The following is a 19,604-nucleotide window of genomic DNA, read 5'->3' on the forward strand; positions in this document are numbered from 1 at the left end:
GCCGCCTCTCTCTGGCCAAGCACGACGGAAAACGCAATCGGCGCGAATGGCGGCGAGGTGTTTCGATCATCGCCGCGCACCTGAAGCTCAATCATCGGCGTAAGGGTTCTTGGTGCCGCGCAACGACAGCCGCAGCGGCGTGCCTTCCAGGTGAAACTGCTCGCGCAACGAATTCATCAGATAGCGCTGATAGGTTTCCGGCGTCATCTCGCAGCGCGTGCCAAACATCGCGAAACTCGGCGGCCGCGCCTTCACCTGGGTGATATAGCGCAGTTTCAACCGCCGGCCCTCGACCAAGGGCGGTGGAAACCGCTCCAGCGCGCCCTCGAACCAGCGATTCAGCGCGCCGGTCGAGACGCGCTTGTTCCAGATCACATCGGCCTCGCGCACCGCAGGCAGCAGTTTACCCACGCCCTCGCCGGTCTCGGCCGACAGTGGCACCGTCACGATTCCCTTCAGCTGCGACAGCGAGGATTCCAGCCGATCCTTGATCGCCCGGCGCGTCTTGTCGCGATCCTCGACCAGATCCCATTTGGTCAGCGCGATGACACAGGCGCGCCCCTCGCGCTCGACCAGCCGGGCAATCTGCAAATCCTGATCGTGAATACCCTCATGCGCATCGATCGCCAGCACCACAGTATCGGCGAATTTCAGGGCTTCGAGCGTTGATGAGGTCGATAGTTTTTCAAGCCCCGCTTCGACCCGCGCGCGCTTGCGCAACCCGGCGGTATCGAACAGCCGGTAGCGCATGCCGGTGCCATCGGTCAGTTCGGCGGCGATCGCATCGCGCGTCAGCCCAGGTTCCGGCCCGGTGATCGAGCGTTTCTCGCCCAGCAGCCGGTTCAGCAGGGTCGATTTGCCGGCGTTCGGCCGCCCGACCAGGGCCAGATGCAACGGCCGCTCCCCTTCGGGCTCGCCATCGCCGATCGTCTCGGGCAACGCCTCCAGGATCTGGTCGATCAGGTCGGAAACGCCCTCGTTATGTTCTGCCGAAATCGCCACCGGCTCGCCAAGCCCGAGCGCATAGGCCTCCAGTGCCGCCGAACCCCCGCCGCGCCCCTCGGATTTATTGGCGACCACGATCACCGGCTTGCCGGCGCGGCGCAGCCAGGCCGCAAAATGCCGGTCTTCCGGCAGCAACCCGGCCCGCGAATCGATCACGAACAACACCAGATCCGCCTGTTCGACGGCAGTGCCGGTCGAAGCGCGCATCCGCCCCGGCAGGCTATCCGGCGGCGCCTCTTCCAGCCCGGCGGTATCGATCAGCTGAACCTTGCGGCCATAGAGCTCGCCCCACGCCTCCTTGCGGTCGCGCGTCACCCCAGGTTCATCGGCCACTAGGGCGATGCGCTTGCCGGCAAGGCGGTTGAACAAAGTCGATTTACCAACGTTCGGCCGCCCGCAGATCGCAACCCGCGGCGCCCGGTTTTCCGGCTGGGGCGCCTCGATGTCGCTCATCGGTACGCGGTCAGCACCGCATCGCGGGTCATGGCCAGCAACGTACCACCCACCGCGATCGGCGGTTCATCGGCGACACCGTGCATTTCGATGCTGTCTTCGGGTTGGGCGAGCAGCACGCCGGTCCGCGCATCCACCACGATCATCCGCCGGTCCGACCCGGTCAGGATCAAACCATTGCCGGCCACCACCGGCCCATGCCAGCGCAGCGGGCCATAGGATTTCTTAGGGTTCTTGAAGGCGGGCAGGTCGGTCAGCCACGAGACATAACCCTCCGCCATGTGGATCGCGGCGAGGCGCTGATCGTCGGTCAGCAGGAACAGCCAATCACCGGCAATCGCCGGTGTTTCGGCGCCGCCCGCGCCCTTGCCCCAGATCCGCCGGCCGGACCGCAGATCGAACGCGACGGTGGTACCCGCAACCCCCGTCACCACGACGAGATTATTGCCGATCACCGGATTGGCGACGATGCTCGAAACATTGAGCGGATTGGCGGTGTCGTATCCTGCCGCCAGGCTCTGCTCCCACACCGCCGAACCAGTCGCGGCGTTGATCCCGGCCACCAGGCCGGTGCCGAACCCGGCCACGACCACACCCTGGTCATAGGCCGGCGCACCAGCGCCGAACATCGAGTTTGACGACGAGCCGGTCGGAAACCGCCAGACCAGATTGCCGGTTTTCGCATCGAGAGCGACCAGCGTGTTGTCGATCAGCACGACATAGATATTGCCGCCGCCGATCGTGGGGGCCGAGCGCGCGGGCTGGCCGAGCTTGCGGGTCCAACGCGTCGCCCCGGTCGCGGGATCGAGCATGCGCATCTCGGCAAAGCCGGTCGCGACATAGAGCGCGCCATCCGCATAGGCGAGGCCACCGCCGAAGGCAAAGCTGCTATCGTGTTTCGGACGCATCTTTTCGCGCCAAATATGCCGGCCATTGGCGAACATCACGGCATCGACGAAGCCGTTGGCATCGATCGTGAACACTTTGCCGGCAGCGACGACCGGTTGCACATGCAGCGAGCGCCGGTAGGTCGCCCCGGCGCCGATGCTGGTGCGCCACGCCTCGGTGAGCCGTTCGGGCAGCGCAGCGACACCTGTGTTATGCTTGGCATTGCCGCCGGCCTGCGGCCAGTTGGCGCGTGGCGTCGGTGCCGGCAGCTGCACCGGTGGGGCATTTTCATTGATCGAAAGCGGTTCGTGGGGCGGCAGCACCGGAATTTTGATGCCCGGTACCGGCTTCTTGTCCGAACCCTCGAACAGGCTGCACCCTGAAAGCAGGGCCGCCGACATCAGCAGCGCGCCGCGCCGCCCGATGTTGGAAATGGCGCGTGGTGTGGTCATGGTATCTTCGGTCATCCGTTCAGTTTCGCCATCAGCCCTTCGGCCAGATTCCGTACATTGGCCGGTGCTGCCGGATCGGCGGTGACTTCGCCCAGCAGGGTGGTCGCGGCGCTGGTCTTGCCGTCCTGCATGTCGAGCACCGCGGCACTCACCTGGGCCATGTCGTGCCAGGGATTGGATCCCGCCATCAAAGGCTGCAACCGCGCCATCACGGTCGCGTTCGGCACCGTGCCCATCGCGTGCTGCGCCCAGAGCAGGTTGGCGAGGCCGCGCAGAAGCGGATCGGCCCCGCTGTCCGCGGCGCCCAGCTGGCTCCAGATCGCTTCGGCATCTTTGGTATCGCCCGCACCCTGATACAGCGCCGCGGCACGAAAGCGCGCGAGTGCTGCGTAGCCCGCCGGGGCTTTCGCGGCGAATGCGGCCAGCGATCTGGCATCCGCCAGGTCGCTCGCCTTGGTCGCGCCGGGCCCGGCCGCGGCGATCCGGTCGGTCAACGCGAGATATGCGGTTGCAGCGCGGACGTTTTCGCGTTGATGATACCATTGCATCGTCTTCCACCCGCCGATGCCGATCAGCACCAGCCCGGCCGCGGCGATGAACGCACCGGCATAGCGGACCATGAACTTGCGGGCGCGTTCGGCGCGCAAATCATCGGCAACTTCGTCAAAAATATCGGGCACGCAGGGTCTCGCTTCAGGAATGCGCGCGCTGCCGGCAAGGCAGCAACGCGCCGATTTCGGGGTTGACGCGGCCGGACCATAGCGGCGCGCGCGTTTCAGGGCAACGTAACCGGATTTTCACTATTTCATGGCATTGAGCGGCAATGCGCTTTGTGATCGCCCTGCTATGCCTGATCCCGCTCGCCGGCTGCGGCCTCGGCGCCGGTGGCGACCTCGGTGTCGCCGCCGGAGCCAATGTGCTGGCCATCACCACGATTCACCGCACCATTCCGGATGCGGTGATCTCGCTGGTCACCGGCAAGGATTGCTCGATGGTCCGCCTCGACGAGAACAAATCCTACTGCCGTCACCCGCATCCGCTGCCGCCGCCGGTTCCCTATTGCACGCAGACGCTCGGTAACGCGACGTGCTGGGCCGATCCCTCGCAATTGCCGGACCACGCGCCGCAGGTTGCCGCCGGACCCTATCAGCTTAGCCCGTTGCAACTCGCGAACCGCGACCGCAGCTGGCCCTGACCCTCAGGCCGGCCACAGCCAGGCCGCGCCGCGCACGCCGGATGAATCGCCGTGCTTGTTGCGGCGGATCGGCGTGTCGAACGTGTCGCTGATCACGAAGGGTTTCATCAGACCCGGCACGTCGCGGTATAGATGATCGAGGTTGGAAAGCCCCCCACCCAGTACGATCACGTCGGGGTCGAGGATGTTGACGATCATCGCAAGCCCGCGCGCCAGCCGCTCGGCATGGATCGCCAGCGCCCGGATCGCCCGCTCATCGCCGGCCGCCGCCCGCGCCGGCAACCCGCCCGCATCGCGCGCGCCGATCCCATCGGCCTCCGCCGCCAGCGCCGGACCCGCCAGATAGGTTTCCAGACAGCCGACCTTGCCGCACCAGCAGCGCCGCATCGGCACCTCTTCATTGCGTGGCCAGGGCAGGGGGGTGTGGCCCCATTCGCCAGCAATCCGATGCCGCCCTTCGAGCACCGCACCGCCGACCACAATGCCACCGCCACAGCCGGTGCCGATGATCACGCCGAACACACAATGCGCACCGGCGCCCGCGCCATCGGATGCCTCGCTCATCGCAAAGCAGTTCGCATCGTTGGAGACGCGCACCGGCCTTCCCAGCCGTGCCTCGAGATCCTTGTCGAACGGATTGCCGTTCAGCCGCTCGGAATTGGCGTTCTTCACCAGACCCGTGGCCGGGCTGATCGTGCCGGGAATGCCGATGCCGATGCCGTTGGCCCGCCCGAGCGCGCGCTCGGTGCCCGCCACCAGCTCCGCGATCGCCTCGATCGTCGCCCGGTAATCCGGCGGGGTCGGCACCCGCACCCGGTGTTCAAGGTCGCCGCTGTCCATCAGCGCCGCGATTTCGATCTTGGTGCCGCCGAGATCGATGCCGATACGATACGTCATTGTCCGTCCTGTGCGTTTTTATTATCGCCTCTATCTCCCGTATGTCGCTCTTGCTCAAGAGGGGCCGACACGCCACCATACAGCCCATGGCGGATGCGATGGTAGACGCGCGATTCCTGAAATGCCCGATGCCGGTGCTGCGTGCCGCGCGCGCATTGCGCGGGCTCGCGCCAGGCGACCGGCTACGCGTGCTGGCGACCGACCCCGGCGCCGTCCTCGATTTCCGCGATTTCTGCCGCGATACCGGCCATGCCCTTGTCTCGTGGAGCGAGTTGAAAGGTGTGCTGAGCTTCACGATCAAATGCGCCCCCGCGCCATCGCCCGCAAAGGTCTGACCAAGACATGCCCGTCGCCCTGATCACCCATCCCGATTGTTTCGACCACGACACCGGGCCGCACCACCCCGAGCGCCCGGCCCGCTTGCGCGCGGTCCTTGCCGCCCTCGAACAGCCCGAGTTCCAGCCCCTGCTGCGCGAAGCCGCGCCGGAAGCACCGGAATCGGCGATTCGCGGCGTGCATCAGGACGCGTATGTCGATGCCATGTTCGCGCTCGCGCCCGCCAGCGATGAAAAAATCCACCTCGATGCCGATACGATCGCGAGCGAGGGCACGCTGCGCGCCGCCCTGCGGGCCGCGGGGGGTGCGATGCGCGGCGTCGATGCGGTGCAGGAAGGCTGGGCGCGCTGCGCTTTCGTCGCCACCCGCCCGCCCGGCCACCACGCCGAACCGGACCGCGCCATGGGCTTCTGCCTGTTTGGCAACGCCGCGATCGCCGCCAATCATGCCCGCGCCCACGGGCTGCGCCGCATCGCGGTGGTCGATTTCGACGTTCATCACGGCAACGGCACCCAGGCGATGTTCGAAAACGACCCCGACCTGTTCTATGCCTCGTCGCACCAGTTTCCCTGCTATCCCGGCACCGGCCTCCCGAGCGAAACCGGGATAGCGAGCAATATCATCAACGCCATCCTGCCGCCCGAATCGGGTTCGGCCGAGTTCCGCGCCGCCTGGCGCGACATATTGATCCCGGCGCTTGATCGGTTCGCCCCGGAATTGCTGATCATCTCGGCCGGGTTCGACGCCCATCGCGCCGATCCGCTGGCCCAACTCAATGTCGAGACCGAGGATTTCGCCTGGCTGACCACCGCGCTGATGCAAGTCGCGGACCGCCATTGCGGCGGCCGCATCGTCTCGCTGCTCGAAGGCGGCTACGATCTGGCAGCGCTCGCGGCCGGCACCGCTGCACATGTCCGTGCCTTGATGCGCATCTGATCCCCCGCTATCGGTGGCCAAAACCGAGGAGTTTTCACCATGGTGGTTCATAAACCAGGGGCGGCGGCCGATACGGGCGCCGACATCGGCGCGCTGAGCTTCGAGGACGCGCTGGCCGAGCTCGAGCGTATCGTGCGCGGTCTCGAATCGGGATCACAGAAACTCGAAGATGCCATCGCGGCCTATGAGCGCGGTGCCGCGCTGAAACGTCATTGCGATGCGCGCCTCGCCGAGGCCGAAAGTCGGGTACAGGCGATCGTCGCGAAAGCGGATGGATCGCTCGGATTGAAAGATGCCTCATCATGAGTGAAGTCATGCAGGCCGTTGCGCTGCGCGACGGGTTGAGCGGCGCGGCCGCCCTCATCGAAACCGAGCTCGATGCCCTGCTGCCGGTGCCGGAGGGCGAGGAACACCGCCTGGTCGAAGCCATGCGTTACGCCGTGATGGGCGGCGGGAAACGGATGCGCGGGTTCCTTGCGATCGAGACCGCCCGGATGTTCTCGGTCAACATCACCTGTGCCGCCCGCGTTGCCGCCTCGGTTGAAATGCTGCACGCCTATTCGCTGATCCATGACGATCTGCCCGCGATGGATAATGACGATCTGCGGCGCGGCAAACCCTCCTGCCACAAGGCGTTCGACGAGGCGACCGCCATTCTGGCCGGCGATGCCCTGCAGACCCGCGCGTTCGAGGTGCTGGCCGAGCCCGACACCCACTCCGATGCCGAGGTGCGCTGCGAACTGGTGCTCGCCCTCGGTGCGGCGTCCGGCTCGCGCGGCATGGTCGGGGGTCAGATGATCGATATCGTCTCCGAGGGCAAAGACCTAGCGCCGCCCCTGATCACCAGGTTGCAGGCGCTGAAGACAGGCCGGCTGATCCAGTACAGCGCCGAGGCCGGCGCCATTCTCGGCCGTGCCTCCAACCCGCAGCGCCATTTCATCGCCGCCTATGGGCGCGATCTGGGGGCGGCGTTCCAGATCGCGGATGACATCCTCGACGCCGAGGGGTCGGATGCCACACTCGGCAAGACCGCCGGCAAGGACGCCGCGCAGGGCAAGGCGACCATGGTCTCGGTGATGGGAATCGAGCGCGCGCGGCTGCAGGCGGAGCATCTGGCCAAGCAGGCCGCGACCTATCTGGAAAGCTTCGGCGAGAAGGCGGCGCTGCTCCGCGCCCTCGCGGCCTATACGGTCACGCGCCGGAACTGAGCATCGCGTCGATGCGCCTCGTATCGGTCACGCGCATCCTGAACGAGGACGACATCGTCGAGGCGTTCGTGCGGCATAATCACGCCAGCCTCGACCATATGGTGTTTCTTGATAACGGCAGCACCGATGCGACGCTCGACATCCTGCGCCAGTTGCAGGCGGAAGGGCTGCGGCTGTCGGTGTTCCAAACCATTGCCGCGGGGTTTGACGAGGTCGCGGTAAACACCTGGCTCTATCGCATGGCCGACCAGATGCACCGCGCCGACTTTGTGGTGTTTCTCGATGCCGACGAGTTCATCACCACGACCGACGCGCCGCTGGCCGATTTGTTGGCCGCGCGGCCGGCGCAGGACCGTGCGATCGCGGTACCGCTGGTGCATTATTTCGACACGGTGCAAGACGATGCTGCGGAACTGATCGTGCCGGTGCGCCTGCGCTGGCGGGTACGCGTGCCGACCGGTGTCACCAAAATGTTCGTTCGTGGCGGTCTCGGGACCCGGATCACCATCGATGCCGGCAACCACGGCGGCATGCTTGATGGCAGGCCGGTTCCCACCCCGCGCGCCCATCACATCGCCCTTGCGCACTACCCCCGCCGCTCCGGCTGGCACGACATGCAGAAATCGGCGATCGGCTGGCTCAAGGTGCTCGCCGCCGGTCAGGCCACGGTCGATCAGGGCCGTTCCGCGCACTATCGCACCCCATTCGAACGCATGCGCGATGCACCGGGTACCCTGCTGGCCAACACCGGTTATCTGAAGCCACCAGTCGATCATGAGGCCGCTATCCCGGCGCCCATCGCTTATCGCGGCGGCCCCTTGCGCTATACCAGGGCGAGCGATCCTGCGCATAAGGCCTTCATGCTCGCCCTGCACTACGCCGAGCAACTTGCCCGCCAGCACGGCGCCCTGCAGGATCGCTCGCCGGAAGCCAGGCAGATCGTCACCGCCTGGAACGCCGAGCGCCGATTTCTGTTCTGAACACGCCATGCGGAGGCCCCGATGAGCGCCGACATTCAACAGGACGACAACCACCCGATCGTGCTCCGGGCGCGCGCCGTGCTCGAAGCCATTTCGGATCCAGAACTGCCGATGCTCAGCATCGTCGATCTCGGCATCCTGCGCGATATCCTGCCCTATCGCGGTGGTGTCGAGGTGTTGATGCTGCCGACCTATCCGGGCTGTCCCGCGCTCGACATGATCGCGCTCGAAATCAACAGCGCCCTGACATCGGCGGGGATATTTCCGGTCAAGGTTACCATGGTGACCAGCCCGGACTGGAGCACAGACATGATGTCGCCCGATGCACTGCGCAAACTAAGTGCGGCCGGCATCGCCCCGCCTGAACGCAACAAACCGGTGGTCTGCCCCAAATGTCTGTCGCCTGCCGTCGAGGAAATCAACCCGTTCGGCGCGACCGCCTGCCGGGCGATCTGGCGGTGCAGCGCCTGCGGCGAGGGGTTCGACCGGTTCAAATGCCATTGAACCGGCGCGACATTGTGATGAGCGGCCCGTCTGCAGCACGGTCAATCCTGTTGTCCGATCCGTGACGCTCCCGTACAGTCACGCATGACGGCGGCAAACGTACCGGCGCCGGGCAGGGACGAAACAATCCGATGATCAGGCTTCTCGTTATTGACGCGAACCGGCGGGGTTGGATCGCGCCGTGCACAGCGCTTCTGCTTGTGCTGGGCGCTGTGCACGTGCGGGCCCAGGCCGTGCCGCCCGCCGCCGCGCCGATCGTCGTTCTGCCGGCCGCACCGAAATCCAGCATTCACATCCGGAAAATCGTGGTTGATGCCTCGCCTCTGGCAGATACCGGCATCAACATCGCGAAGTTTCCGGCCCTCGTACAGGTGCTCGACGCCAGGGACATCAGCGCCGGCGGCACGGCGGATGCGGCACAGGCGCTCAACCGCCAGGCCGCCGGCGTCAATCTGGTGAACAGCCAGGCCAACCCCTATCAACCCAACATTCTCTATCACGGTTTCGAACTCTCACCGATCCAGGGCACCCCGGCCGGGCTGAGCGTCTATGTCGATGGCGCGCGCTTCAACCTGCCGTTCGGCGATCTCGCGATCATGAGCGCATTGCCCGACAGTGCGATCCATTCGCTCAGCGTCGAGGACGGCAATCCACTGTTCGGGCTGAACGCGCTCGGCGGGGCGGTCGATATCACAATGAAGACCGGGTTCGACGATCACGGCGGCGAGATCAATCTGTCCGGCGGGTCGTTCGGCAAGCTCGATGCCAATCTGCAATACGGTGTCCAGCACGGTCATGTTGCCGCCTATGTTGACCTGCAGGAGCGTCACGAGGCAGGGTGGCGCGACCTGCAATCCTCCGATCTGCAGAATTTCTATGGTGATCTCGGCTGGCGCGGCCCAAACGCGACGCTGCACGTCAATGCCACCATCGCCAATTCCGTGCTTAACGGCCCGGGAACGGTGCCGGTGCAGATTCTCAGGGTTGCGCCATCGGCCCAGTTCACCGGGCCGAACGTGATCGCCGATAAATACGCCAAACTCACCGCCACGCTGAACACGGTGATCAGCAAGACCACTTCGGTGCAGGGCGTGCTCTATTACGATTACCTGCTCGAGCATCTGGTCAATGGCAACGGCCCGAGCGACCTGCCGTGCGGGCCGGGGCCGGATGCGGGATATCTGTGCCAGGGTGGCCCCGGCAATCCCGTGGCAACCATGCGCGGCGGCGCACCGATCCCGAATTTCCTGCCCCAGCCCGGACCGGGCGGTTACTACCAGTATGGCCAGCTCGACCTCAATTCGACCAATACGAACGGCTATGGCGGATCGATCCAGATTTCCAACACCACGCCACTGTTCGGTCTGCATAACCATATCATCGCCGGTCTGAGCTACGATAGCGGCTTCACCAAATACGATGCCGCCGCCTATGATGGCGGCCTGTTGAGCCTGCCGCGCGTGTTCTACACCCCACCTGGCATTCCGCATCCGGGCTACAAAATCGATCAGCCGGGTACCGTTCCGGTCGGCGTCGTGATCCGCAATGCCTATTACGGCGCCTATGTTTCGGACACGTTGAGCCTGACCGACACGTTTTCGATCACCGCCGGCGCCCGCTTCAATATTGCCAACATCGCGCTGCACGACCAGGACCCGACCGACCCAAACGCCCCCGGCGTTGGTTTGAGCGGGCGGCATTATTACGAGCATCTGAACCCCGCCCTCGGCTTTGCCGAAAACATCACGCCGTTGACGACGCTCTACGGCGGCTACTCCGAGGCGAATGCGGCGCCGACGCCGGCCGAATTGTCCTGCGCGAGCCCGCTCGATAGTTGCGCGCTGGCGAATTTCCTCTCTGGCGATCCGAACCTGCGCCAGATCGTGGCACGCACCTTCGCGGTCGGGCTGCGCGGCGCCACGATCGGGCCGGGCGGATCGACCTTCAGCTACGACGCTGATTACTATCATACCGTCACGAATGACGACGTCGAGTTCCTCCAATCGCCGTACAACCCGCTCGGCACCGGCTATTTCAGCAATATCGGCAACGTCAGGCGCGCCGGATTCGATCTGCAATTGCGCCTCGATGCGACACGCTGGCATGCGTATTTCGGCTATTCGCGCGTCAATGCGACCTATCAGAACGGCTTCACCACCCGATCCAACAATCCCGCCGCGGATGCCAACGGCAACATCACGGTCCTGCCAGGCGATTACCTGCCTGGCATTCCGCGCAATTTGTTCAAGGCGGGCGGCAGCTACGATGTCACGCCGCAATGGTCGATCGGCCTTTCCGGCGTCGCCCAGACGTCGTCGTTCCTGTACGGCGATGCCGCGAACCTGACCCCACCGCTGCCCGGCTATGTCGTGCTGAACTTGACCACGCGCTACAAGCTGACGCCCAAGCTCGAATTGTTCGGCGTGGTCGATAACATCACCGACACAACCTACTATAATTACGGCACGTTCTCGCCGGCCGGCGGTGTTTACGTGGCGCAGGACCCGGGTTTCAGCAATCCGCGCAGCTATAGTATTGCGGCGCCGATTGCGGGGATTGTGGGGGTTAAGGTTAAGTTTTAGGAAGCGCTTCTTTCTTGTAAAAAAGAAGCAAAAAACTTCTACTCATTGGGACTACACCCGCGTCAACGCCAGAACCCCAAATAAACGAGAGTTTTTTTGCTTCTTTTTTTGCAAAAAAAGAAGTGCTTCCTCCCCTGACAATCCCCCCCTTGTCCCACCGCGCCGCCCATTTATAGATCAAGCATGATTCTCCTCACCCTGCTCGATCTGGCCGGCGCCGTCGCCCTGCTGCTCTGGGGCATCAGAATGATCCAGACCGGCGTGCAGCGTGCCTTCGGAGCCCGGCTGCGCGGCTTTCTCGATACCGCCCTGCGCAACCGGTTCTCGGCCTTCATCGCCGGGCTCGGCGTGACCGCCGTGTTGCAGAGCAGTACCGCGACCGGCCTGATGGTAACCGGTTTCGCCGCGGACAGCCTGGTCGGCCTGGTGCCGGCGCTCGCGGTCATGCTGGGTGCGAATGTCGGCACCACGCTGATCGTGCAGGTGCTGTCGTTCAACGTCAGCGCCGTCGCACCCATCCTGATCCTGGCCGGCGTTGCCATGTTCCGCCGGATGATGCAGGGGCCGCGCGATTTCGGCCGCGTGCTGATCGGCCTCGGCCTCGTGCTGCTCGCCTTGCATCAGTTCATCAGCCTGCTCAGCCCTTATGAGCAGGTAGCCGGGCTGCGCGTCGCGCTCCACGCGATCACCGCCTATCCCGTGCTGGATATGGTGATCGCGGCGGCGCTGACCTGGGCGGCGCATTCATCGGTCGCCATCGTGCTGCTGGTCATGTCCTTCGCCACCAAGGGGGCCATCCCGGTCGAAGCCGCCCTCGCGCTGGTGCTCGGCGCCAATCTCGGCACCGCGATCAACCCGTTGATCGAAGGACCGGAAGGTGATGATCCGGCCAATCGCCGCCTGCCGCTCGGCAATGTACTGAACCGCGCCCTCGGCGTTGCAATTGCGGTGCCGCTGCTGCCATGGATCGCCCGGGAAATGAGCGCGATCGAGCCCGATCCGGCGCGTGCCGTGGCCGATTTCCACACGCTGTTCAACATCGGGCTCGCGCTGGTGTTTCTGCCCCTGCTGGCCCCCTATGCCGGTCTGCTGCGCCGTCTGCTGCCCTCTCGGATCAACGCCGCCGATCCGTCCCGGCCGCGCTATCTCGATGCCTCGGCGGTCGAAACACCCTTTGTGGCACTCGGCAGCGCGGCCCGCGAATCGCTGCGCCTCGCCGATGTCCTGGAATCCATGCTGATCGGCCTGCGCCTGCTGCTCGAAAAGGGCGACCGCAGACAACTTGCCGAGACCAAGGCGCTCGACGACGTGCTCGACCGGCTGAACGGCGCGATCAAGACCTATGTCGTCGGCCTCGATCCGGCGGCGATGACCGAGGATGATCATCGTCGCGCGATGGAGATTTTACGGTTCGCCACCAACATGGAGCACGCGGGCGATGTGGTCGATCGCAATCTGCTCGGCTTGGTATCCAAAAAAATCAAGCGCGGCCTTGCCTTTTCCCCGCAGGGCGAAGCCGAGCTGTTGGGCGCGATCGACCGGCTGCTCGGCAATGTCCGCACAGCGGCCTCCCTGTTCGTGATCGACGACGCACGGTTGGCCCGCCGCCTCGCCGCCGAAAAACAGGAGTTCCGCGACATCGAGGCGAGCGCGACCGAGGCGCATTTCCAGCGCCTGCGCGCCGGCCGGCTCGACAGCACGGAGACCAGTTCGCTGCATCTCGACATGTTGCGCGACCTCAAGCGGGTCAACACCCATCTGGTCGCGGCCGCCGCCTATCCGGTTCTGGAAAGCAAGGGCGAATTGCTGCCGAGCCGCATCCGCGATCGCCCCGACGATGCGCCCTCCGGCGTGGGGCCTGATCTAGCGGCGGCGGGCGAGGGCGATGATCCGCCGCGCCTCGGCCCATAATTCATACGCGTCGAACTCAGCTTCAGCGACCCAGGCGACGGCGCTGACATCGCCGCCCGGCCGTGCCTCGCCACCCTGGTAGTCGGCGGCGAAATCCAGGATCGTGTAATGGTATTCGATGCGGCCTTCAGCGTCGCGATGGATCGAATCGACCGCGCCCGCGAGCCATAGCGCGCCCACCGTGAGCCCGGTTTCCTCGAACAGTTCACGCCGCGCCGCGGCCTCGGCGGTTTCGCCCAATTCCTGCCCGCCGCCTGGCAGGCTCCACGCGCCCTGTGCCGGTGGCTGACCGCGCCGCACCAGCAGAACCGCCTCGCCGCGCAGCACGACGATGCCGATGCCCACCCGCGGCGCATCGGGGTAGCGCCGGCTCATCCGGCCACCAGCGCGCGGATCGCGCGCGCCTGGTCGAACAGATGCAGCAGCGTGCGCACCGCGAGTCCGCGCGGCGAGGCGAGGGTGGGGTCGGCATCGATCAGCATGGTCGCGTCCTTGTGGGCCATCGGGATCAGATCGCCGTCGCGCTCGGCATCCGCCAGCACATACCCCGGCAGGCCGGATTGCTTGGCGCCCAGCACATCCCCGCCGCCGCGCAGCGAAAAATCCTCATCGGCGATGCGAAACCCATCCTCAGTCTCGCGCAGGATCGCGAGGCGCTTGCGCGCGGGCTTGGTGAGCTTGTCGTGCAGCAGCAGGCAGAAACTCGCGGCCCGGCCGCGCCCGACCCGGCCGCGCAACTGGTGCAACTGCGCGAGGCCAAACCGCTCGGCGTGCTCGATCACCATGACATTGGCATCCGGCACATCGACGCCGACTTCGATCACCGTGGTCGAGACCAGGATATCGACGGCGCCGCGCGCAAACCCATCGAGCGCCGCTGCCCGCACCTCGATCGTCTGGCGCCCATGCGCCAGCGCCACCCGGCTGCCGAACCGCTCGGCAAGCGCCGCATGGCGCAGTTCGGCGGCGGCGATATCGAGCATCTCGTTCTCCGACACCAACGGGCACACCCAATAAACGCGCCCGCCCTGGCCGATCATCCGCTCGATCGCTTCGATCACCTCGGGCATCTTGTCGATCGGGTGCAGCGAGGTGCGGATCGGCGTGCGCCCGGCGGGCTTTTCGGTGATCCGGCTGATCGTCATCTCGCCCCAGTGCGACAGCAGCAGCGTGCGTGGAATCGGCGTCGCGGTCATCACCAGCATGTCGGTCGCCACACCTTTCGCACCGAGCGCGAACCGCTGATCGACGCCGAAGCGGTGCTGCTCGTCGATCACCGCAAGTCCCAGATCATGGAACTGAACCGATTTCTGAAAGATCGCATGCGTGCCGATCACGATCGGGATCGACCCATCGGCGATGCCGGCCAGCGTCCGCCGCCGCTCACCGGCTTTGAGCGACCCGGTCAGCAGCGCCACCGGCACCGGGCAGAGCCGCGAGAGCGTGGCGAAATGCTGGCGCGCGAGCAACTCGGTCGGCGCCAGCAACGCCACCTGCGCGCCGGAGCCGACCACCCGCAGCATCGCCAGCATCGCCACCAGCGTCTTGCCCGAACCAACATCGCCCTGCAGCAGCCGCAGCATCCGGTGCGGTGCCGCCAGATCGGCGTCGATCTCGGCGAGCACCGATAATTGGGCTTCAGTCGGCCGATGGCCGAAGCGGGTGAGGGCGGTGCGCCGCAGGTCCGCGCCACCCGCAAACGACCGGCCCGGCCGCTTGCGCCGCCGCCTGCGGATCAGCGCGAAGGCGACCTGGCGGGCCAGCAATTCATCATACGCGAGGCGGCGGGCCGGCTTGTCATCGGGGATGTCGGTGGGTGCCTGCAACGCACGCAAAGCGGCGTTGAAGCCGGGCCAGCCCCGCGCGCGCAAAATCTGGTCCTGTTGCCATTCGGCAAGCGGAGGCAAACGCGCGAGCGCCGCGTTCATCGCGCGCGCCACCACCTTGGGCACCAGTCCTGCGGTCAGCCCCCAGACCGGCTCGACCAGCGGCAACCCGGCCTCGCTTTCCGCCGGCACCACGTAATCGGGATGCGGCAGCGAGACCCGGTCGTTGAACCGCTCGACCTTGCCCGAAACCGTCAGTCGCGCGCCGATCGGAAACTGCGCCAGCCGCCCGGCATGGAACAGCACGATCTCGCCGAAGCCGCTGGCATCGCGGATCACCACCCGCTGGGGCGATTTCGCGCGCTCGCCCTTGTCGTGGCGCATCACCTCGACCGTGAACGTGCCGATCGCGCCGGGTATGGCGTTGCTCAGCAGATAGCGCGACCGCCGATCGATGAAATGCTCCGGCAGGTGAAATAACAGATCGCGGATGGTTCCCCCGCCCACCGCGCGCGCCAGCAGCACCGACAGGCGCGGCCCCAATCCGGGCAGGCTGGTCAGTGGCGCGCGAAAAAACGCAAGCGAATCGGCAGGATCGGTCGTCACGGGCTGACAGTGGCGCGGCCGTCCTCTATATCGCAAGCCATCATGCACACCGATCCCACCGACGCGTTGCAGCAACGCCGCCGCCGACTGCTCTATCGCGCCACGCATCGCGGCACCTACGAGAACGACCTGATGATCGGCGGCTACGCCCACAAGCACATCGCAACGATGGACGAGGTTTCGCTCGATGAATTCGAGGCGGTGATGGAACATCCGGACGCCGAACTGGCCGACTGGCTGACCGGCCGCCTGCCAATCCCCGACGAGGTGGATACCCCGATGCTCCGCAGCATCCGCGATCAGGCCGCCGAGGTTGCGCAGGCCAAGCAGGGACGATGAGCCTGCTGACCGTCTACGGCGCGCCCGAGGGGTTCGATGCCGCATTGATCGCCCGCCGTGCCGAGGAAACCGGCACGATCCTGCACATCGCGCGTGACGATGCCCGCCTCGCGCGGCTCGCCGATGCGCTGACCTTCTTCGCACCCAAGGCCGAGATCATCCGGTTCCCCGCCTGGGATTGCCTGCCCTACGACCGCGTCTCGCCCAATCCCGCCATCATGGCCGAGCGTGTCGCCGCGCTGGCCCGGCTGCTCGATGCGCCGACCACCCAGCGCATCGTGCTGACCACGGTGAACGCGGCGGTGCAGCGCACCCCGCCGCGCGCCCAGTTCAAGGGTGCCAGCCTCGCGATCGCGCCCGGCGGCAGTATCGCCCCCGAAGACCTCGCCCGCTTCCTCGAACAGCACGGCTACCACCGGGTCGGCACCGTGATGGAGCCGGGCGATTTCGCGATCCGCGGCGGTATTTTCGATGTCTGGCCCTCCGGCGAGGCCACGCCCACGCGGATGGACCTGTTCGGCGATGTGGTGGAAACCCTGCGCCGTTTCGATCCCGGCACCCAGCGCAGCGGCGAGACGGTGGCCACTCTGGTGTTCCGCCCGGCCTCGGAACTGCCGTTCGACACCGCTTCGGTGAGCCGGTTCCGCACGGCGTTCCGCGAGATGTTCGGCGCCGATGCAGTCAAGGACCCGACCTACGAGGCGATCTCCGATGGTCGCCGCCAGCCGGGCATGGAACATTTCGCCCCGCTGTTCGCCGGTGCGATGGAAACCATTTTCGACTATGTACCGAACGCTGCCGTCAGCCTCGATCATCAGGCCGAGGGCGCCGCCGCCGCACGGTTCGAAATGATCACCGATCATTATCAGGCCCGCCTGGCACCTGCCCGGCCCGGCGATCTGCCCTACCGCCCGATCAAGCCGGACCTGCTGTATTTCGACGCAGCAGGTTTCGAGCAGACCCTCGCCAGACGCCAGGCGACCAGCTTCTCGCCGTTCGGCCGGCCCGAGGGCGCGGCAGGCGTAGAAGCCGGCGGCCGGCCCGGTGCGATCCTGGCAACCGGCCAATCCGGCGTCTCGGTCTACGACGAATTCAGGATGCTCGCGTCGCGCTGGCGTGAAGCCGGGCGCAAAGTCGTCCTCGCCGCCTGGAGTGCCGGTTCGCGCGATCGCCTCGCCGCCCTGCTGCGCGACCACGGCATGCGTTCGATCCCGATCGACAACGCAGCCGAAGCCCGTATCGCCCAGGGCGACGCCGTGCTGCTCGCGGTGCTCGGGCTCGAACGCGGCTATGTCGCCGATGATTTCGCCATCGTCGCGGAACAGGATCTGCTCGGCGCGCGCATCGCCCGCCCGCCGCGCCGCCGCCAGCGCGCCGATCAGTTCATCGCCGATGCGACCGAAATTGCCGAGGGCGATCTGGTGGTCCACCAGGAGCACGGCATCGGCCGCTACGACGGGCTGGTTACCCTCAGCGTCGACGGCGCGCCGCACGACTGCCTGCGCCTTTTGTACGATGGCGACCACAAGCTGTTCCTGCCGGTCGAGAACATCGATCTGCTGTCACGCTTCGGCACCGAAACCGGCGGCGTCGGGCTCGATCGGCTGGGTGGTGCCTCCTGGCAGGCGCGCAAGGCCCGTGCCAAGAACCGCATCCGCGATATGGCGGCCGGCCTCATCCGCATCGCCGCCGAACGCAAGCTGCACGACGCGCCGCTGCTCGCCGCCGAAGACGGCGCATTCGGCGAATTCTGCGCGCGCTTCCCCTACACCGAAACCGAGGATCAGGCCCGCGCCATCGCCGATGTGCTGGAAGACCTCGCCTCCGGCAAACCGATGGACCGGTTGGTCTGCGGCGATGTCGGCTTCGGCAAGACCGAAGTCGCCTTGCGCGCCGCCTTCGTCGCCGCCATGGCCGGCACCCAGGTCGCGGTCGTGGTGCCGACCACACTGCTCGCCCGCCAGCATTACCGCCTGTTTGCCGAACGCTTCGCTGGCCTGCCGATCAAGGTGGCACAACTCTCCCGCCTGGTCACCGCCAAGGATGCCGCGAAAACCCGCGCCGAATTGGCGGATGGCACCGTCAGCATCATCGTCGGCACCCATGCGATTCTCGCCAAATCGATCGAATTCGCCGATCTGACCCTGCTGATCGTCGATGAGGAGCAGCATTTCGGCGTCGCCCACAAGGAGCGGCTGAAACAGCTCAAAGCCGATGTCCATGTGCTGACCCTCACCGCCACGCCGATCCCGCGCACCCTGCAACTCGCACTGACCGGCGTACGCGACCTCTCGCTGATCACCACCCCGCCGGTCGATCGCCTCGCCGTCCGCACCTTCATCATGCCGTGGGATGCGCTGGTGATCCGCGAAGCCATCGCGCGCGAACGCTTCCGCGGCGGGCAGTTGTTCTGCGTCGTGCCCCATATCGAGGATATCGACCGGATGCGCGAGCGCCTGGCCGAAATCGCGCCCGACCTGCGCTGCGCCACCGCCCATGGCAGGCTCGCGCCCACCGAGATCGAACGGGTGATGACCGAATTCAGCGAGGGCAAATACGACGTCCTGCTGGCGACCAACATCATCGAATCCGGGCTCGACATGCCGGCGGTCAACACCATCCTGATCTGGCGTGCCGATCTGTTCGGCCTCGGCCAGCTGTACCAGCTGCGCGGCCGGGTCGGGCGCGGCAAGCAGCGCGGCTACGCCTATCTCACTTGGCCCGCGACCCACAAACTCGCGGCTTCCGCCCAGAAACGCCTCGAAGTGATGCAGACGCTCGATACGCTGGGTGCCGGCTTCACCCTCGCCTCGCACGATCTCGATCTGCGCGGCGCCGGCAACCTGCTGGGCGATGAACAATCGGGCCATATCCGCGAAGTCGGCATCGAGCTCTACCAGCAGATGCTCGAAGATGCGGTCGCCGATCTGCGCGCTTCCGGCAGCAAGACCGAACGCGAATCCGCCCGCGACTGGACACCCAACATCAGCCTCGGCCTGCCGGTGCTGATCCCGGAAGCCTACGTCACCGAACTGCCGGTCCGCCTCGGCCTGTATCGCCGGATCGGCTCGCTCGGCACCGATGCCGAGAGCGAGGCCCTCGCGGCCGAGTTGGTCGACCGGTTCGGCCCAATGCCGGCCGAGGTCGAGAACCTGCTGGCAACCGTCGCCCTCAAGCGTACATGCCGCGACATCGGCGTCGAAAAACTCGAAGCCGGACCGAAAGGCATGGTGATCGGCTTCCGCGGCAACAGTTTCGCCAACCCCGGCGGCCTGATCGCCTGGCTCGCCACCCGCGGCGGTCTGCTCCGCCTGCGGCCGGACCACAAACTGGTGATGGCCCGCGAGATGGACGTCCAGGCGAGGCTGGTGGCAGCGCGCGACATCGTCGCGAATCTCCAGCGACTGATCGATCAGGCGAAAGCGGCGTAATTTCGGCCTCGTGATTACCCGGTGATGACCGAATTGCAATTTGCATCACGGCCAG

General features: G+C 66.0%; 18 protein-coding genes. 11 read left to right on the forward strand and 7 right to left on the reverse strand.

Annotated elements, in window-relative coordinates:
• Positions 1 to 87 precede the first annotated feature (87 nt).
• The 3 genes from der to AruPA_RS03695 are packed head-to-tail and all read right to left on the reverse strand — an operon-like array spanning position 88 to position 3,478.
• Positions 88 to 1,458, reverse strand: coding sequence for a ribosome biogenesis GTPase Der (gene der, locus AruPA_RS03685; protein WP_265635174.1), 1,371 nt, complete (start codon positions 1,456 to 1,458; stop codon positions 88 to 90).
• On the reverse strand, positions 1,455 to 2,813 hold the full coding sequence (locus AruPA_RS03690; RefSeq protein ID WP_265635176.1) for a PQQ-binding-like beta-propeller repeat protein: 1,359 nt from the start codon (positions 2,811 to 2,813) through the stop codon (positions 1,455 to 1,457). Before AruPA_RS03690 ends, der begins: the two co-directional genes overlap by 4 nt.
• Positions 2,810 to 3,478 carry a tetratricopeptide repeat protein gene (locus tag AruPA_RS03695; protein WP_265635178.1) on the reverse strand — a complete coding sequence of 223 codons (669 nt, stop codon included), beginning with the start codon at positions 3,476 to 3,478 and terminating at the stop codon, positions 2,810 to 2,812. The genes AruPA_RS03690 and AruPA_RS03695 overlap by 4 nt, the downstream gene beginning before the upstream one ends.
• Positions 3,479 to 3,621: 143 nt before the next feature.
• Between AruPA_RS03695 and AruPA_RS03700 the strand changes: the two genes are divergently transcribed.
• Complete coding sequence (locus AruPA_RS03700) at positions 3,622 to 3,993, forward strand: hypothetical protein (protein WP_265635180.1); 372 nt, start codon at positions 3,622 to 3,624, stop codon at positions 3,991 to 3,993.
• 3 nt (positions 3,994 to 3,996) lie between these two features.
• On the opposite strand, the gene AruPA_RS03705 is transcribed toward AruPA_RS03700, so the two are convergent.
• Positions 3,997 to 4,890, reverse strand: a complete 894-nt coding sequence (locus AruPA_RS03705) for an ROK family protein (protein WP_265635182.1) — start codon at positions 4,888 to 4,890, stop codon at positions 3,997 to 3,999.
• 86 nt (positions 4,891 to 4,976) lie between these two features.
• Between AruPA_RS03705 and AruPA_RS03710 the strand changes: the two genes are divergently transcribed.
• The 7 genes from AruPA_RS03710 (at position 4,977) to AruPA_RS03740 (ending at position 11,436) form a co-directional block, all read left to right on the forward strand.
• Positions 4,977 to 5,225: a sulfurtransferase TusA family protein gene (locus tag AruPA_RS03710; RefSeq protein WP_265635184.1), complete on the forward strand. Its 249-nt coding sequence runs from the start codon at positions 4,977 to 4,979 to the stop codon at positions 5,223 to 5,225.
• 7 nt (positions 5,226 to 5,232) lie between these two features.
• Positions 5,233 to 6,162 (forward strand): histone deacetylase family protein, encoded by a 930-nt coding sequence (locus tag AruPA_RS03715; RefSeq protein WP_265635186.1) that lies wholly within the window; start codon positions 5,233 to 5,235, stop codon positions 6,160 to 6,162.
• 39 nt (positions 6,163 to 6,201) lie between these two features.
• Positions 6,202 to 6,468 carry an exodeoxyribonuclease VII small subunit gene (locus tag AruPA_RS03720; RefSeq protein ID WP_265635187.1) on the forward strand — a complete coding sequence of 89 codons (267 nt, stop codon included), beginning with the start codon at positions 6,202 to 6,204 and terminating at the stop codon, positions 6,466 to 6,468.
• Positions 6,465 to 7,370 (forward strand): polyprenyl synthetase family protein, encoded by a 906-nt coding sequence (locus AruPA_RS03725; protein ID WP_265635189.1) that lies wholly within the window; start codon positions 6,465 to 6,467, stop codon positions 7,368 to 7,370. The genes AruPA_RS03720 and AruPA_RS03725 overlap by 4 nt, the downstream gene beginning before the upstream one ends.
• Positions 7,371 to 7,381: 11 nt before the next feature.
• Positions 7,382 to 8,350: a glycosyltransferase family 2 protein gene (locus AruPA_RS03730; RefSeq protein WP_265635191.1), complete on the forward strand. Its 969-nt coding sequence runs from the start codon at positions 7,382 to 7,384 to the stop codon at positions 8,348 to 8,350.
• A gap of 21 nt (positions 8,351 to 8,371) precedes the next feature.
• On the forward strand, positions 8,372 to 8,854 hold the full coding sequence (paaD, locus tag AruPA_RS03735; protein WP_265635193.1) for a 1,2-phenylacetyl-CoA epoxidase subunit PaaD: 483 nt from the start codon (positions 8,372 to 8,374) through the stop codon (positions 8,852 to 8,854).
• Between the two features lie 218 nt (positions 8,855 to 9,072).
• A complete protein-coding gene (locus tag AruPA_RS03740) occupies positions 9,073 to 11,436 on the forward strand; it encodes a TonB-dependent receptor (RefSeq protein ID WP_265635195.1) in 2,364 nt (787 codons plus the stop codon).
• Here AruPA_RS03740 and AruPA_RS03745 read toward each other — a convergent pair.
• Positions 11,426 to 11,617 (reverse strand): hypothetical protein, encoded by a 192-nt coding sequence (locus AruPA_RS03745; RefSeq protein WP_265635197.1) that lies wholly within the window; start codon positions 11,615 to 11,617, stop codon positions 11,426 to 11,428. The genes AruPA_RS03740 and AruPA_RS03745 overlap by 11 nt on opposite strands.
• A gap of 2 nt (positions 11,618 to 11,619) precedes the next feature.
• On the opposite strand from AruPA_RS03745, the gene AruPA_RS03750 reads away from it, so the two are divergent.
• Positions 11,620 to 13,347 (forward strand): Na/Pi cotransporter family protein, encoded by a 1,728-nt coding sequence (locus AruPA_RS03750; RefSeq protein WP_265635198.1) that lies wholly within the window; start codon positions 11,620 to 11,622, stop codon positions 13,345 to 13,347.
• Here AruPA_RS03750 and AruPA_RS03755 read toward each other — a convergent pair.
• Positions 13,300 to 13,722, reverse strand: coding sequence for an NUDIX hydrolase (locus AruPA_RS03755; protein ID WP_265635200.1), 423 nt, complete (start codon positions 13,720 to 13,722; stop codon positions 13,300 to 13,302). The two genes, AruPA_RS03750 and AruPA_RS03755, sit on opposite strands and share 48 nt — an antisense overlap.
• Entirely contained in the window at positions 13,719 to 15,887 is a 2,169-nt protein-coding gene (recG, locus tag AruPA_RS03760; RefSeq protein ID WP_408858569.1) for an ATP-dependent DNA helicase RecG, read from the reverse strand. The genes AruPA_RS03755 and recG overlap by 4 nt, the downstream gene beginning before the upstream one ends.
• Between recG and AruPA_RS03765 the strand changes: the two genes are divergently transcribed.
• Positions 15,822 to 16,118, forward strand: coding sequence for a succinate dehydrogenase assembly factor 2 (locus tag AruPA_RS03765; protein WP_265635202.1), 297 nt, complete (start codon positions 15,822 to 15,824; stop codon positions 16,116 to 16,118). The genes recG and AruPA_RS03765 overlap by 66 nt on opposite strands.
• Positions 16,115 to 19,549, forward strand: coding sequence for a transcription-repair coupling factor (gene mfd / locus AruPA_RS03770; RefSeq protein WP_265635204.1), 3,435 nt, complete (start codon positions 16,115 to 16,117; stop codon positions 19,547 to 19,549). The genes AruPA_RS03765 and mfd overlap by 4 nt, the downstream gene beginning before the upstream one ends.
• Positions 19,550 to 19,604: the final 55 nt, after the last annotated feature.

The sequence above is a fragment of the Acidiphilium sp. PA genome, assembly GCF_026191915.1.
In the GTDB taxonomy this organism is placed as follows: Bacteria; Pseudomonadota; Alphaproteobacteria; order Acetobacterales; family Acetobacteraceae; genus Acidiphilium.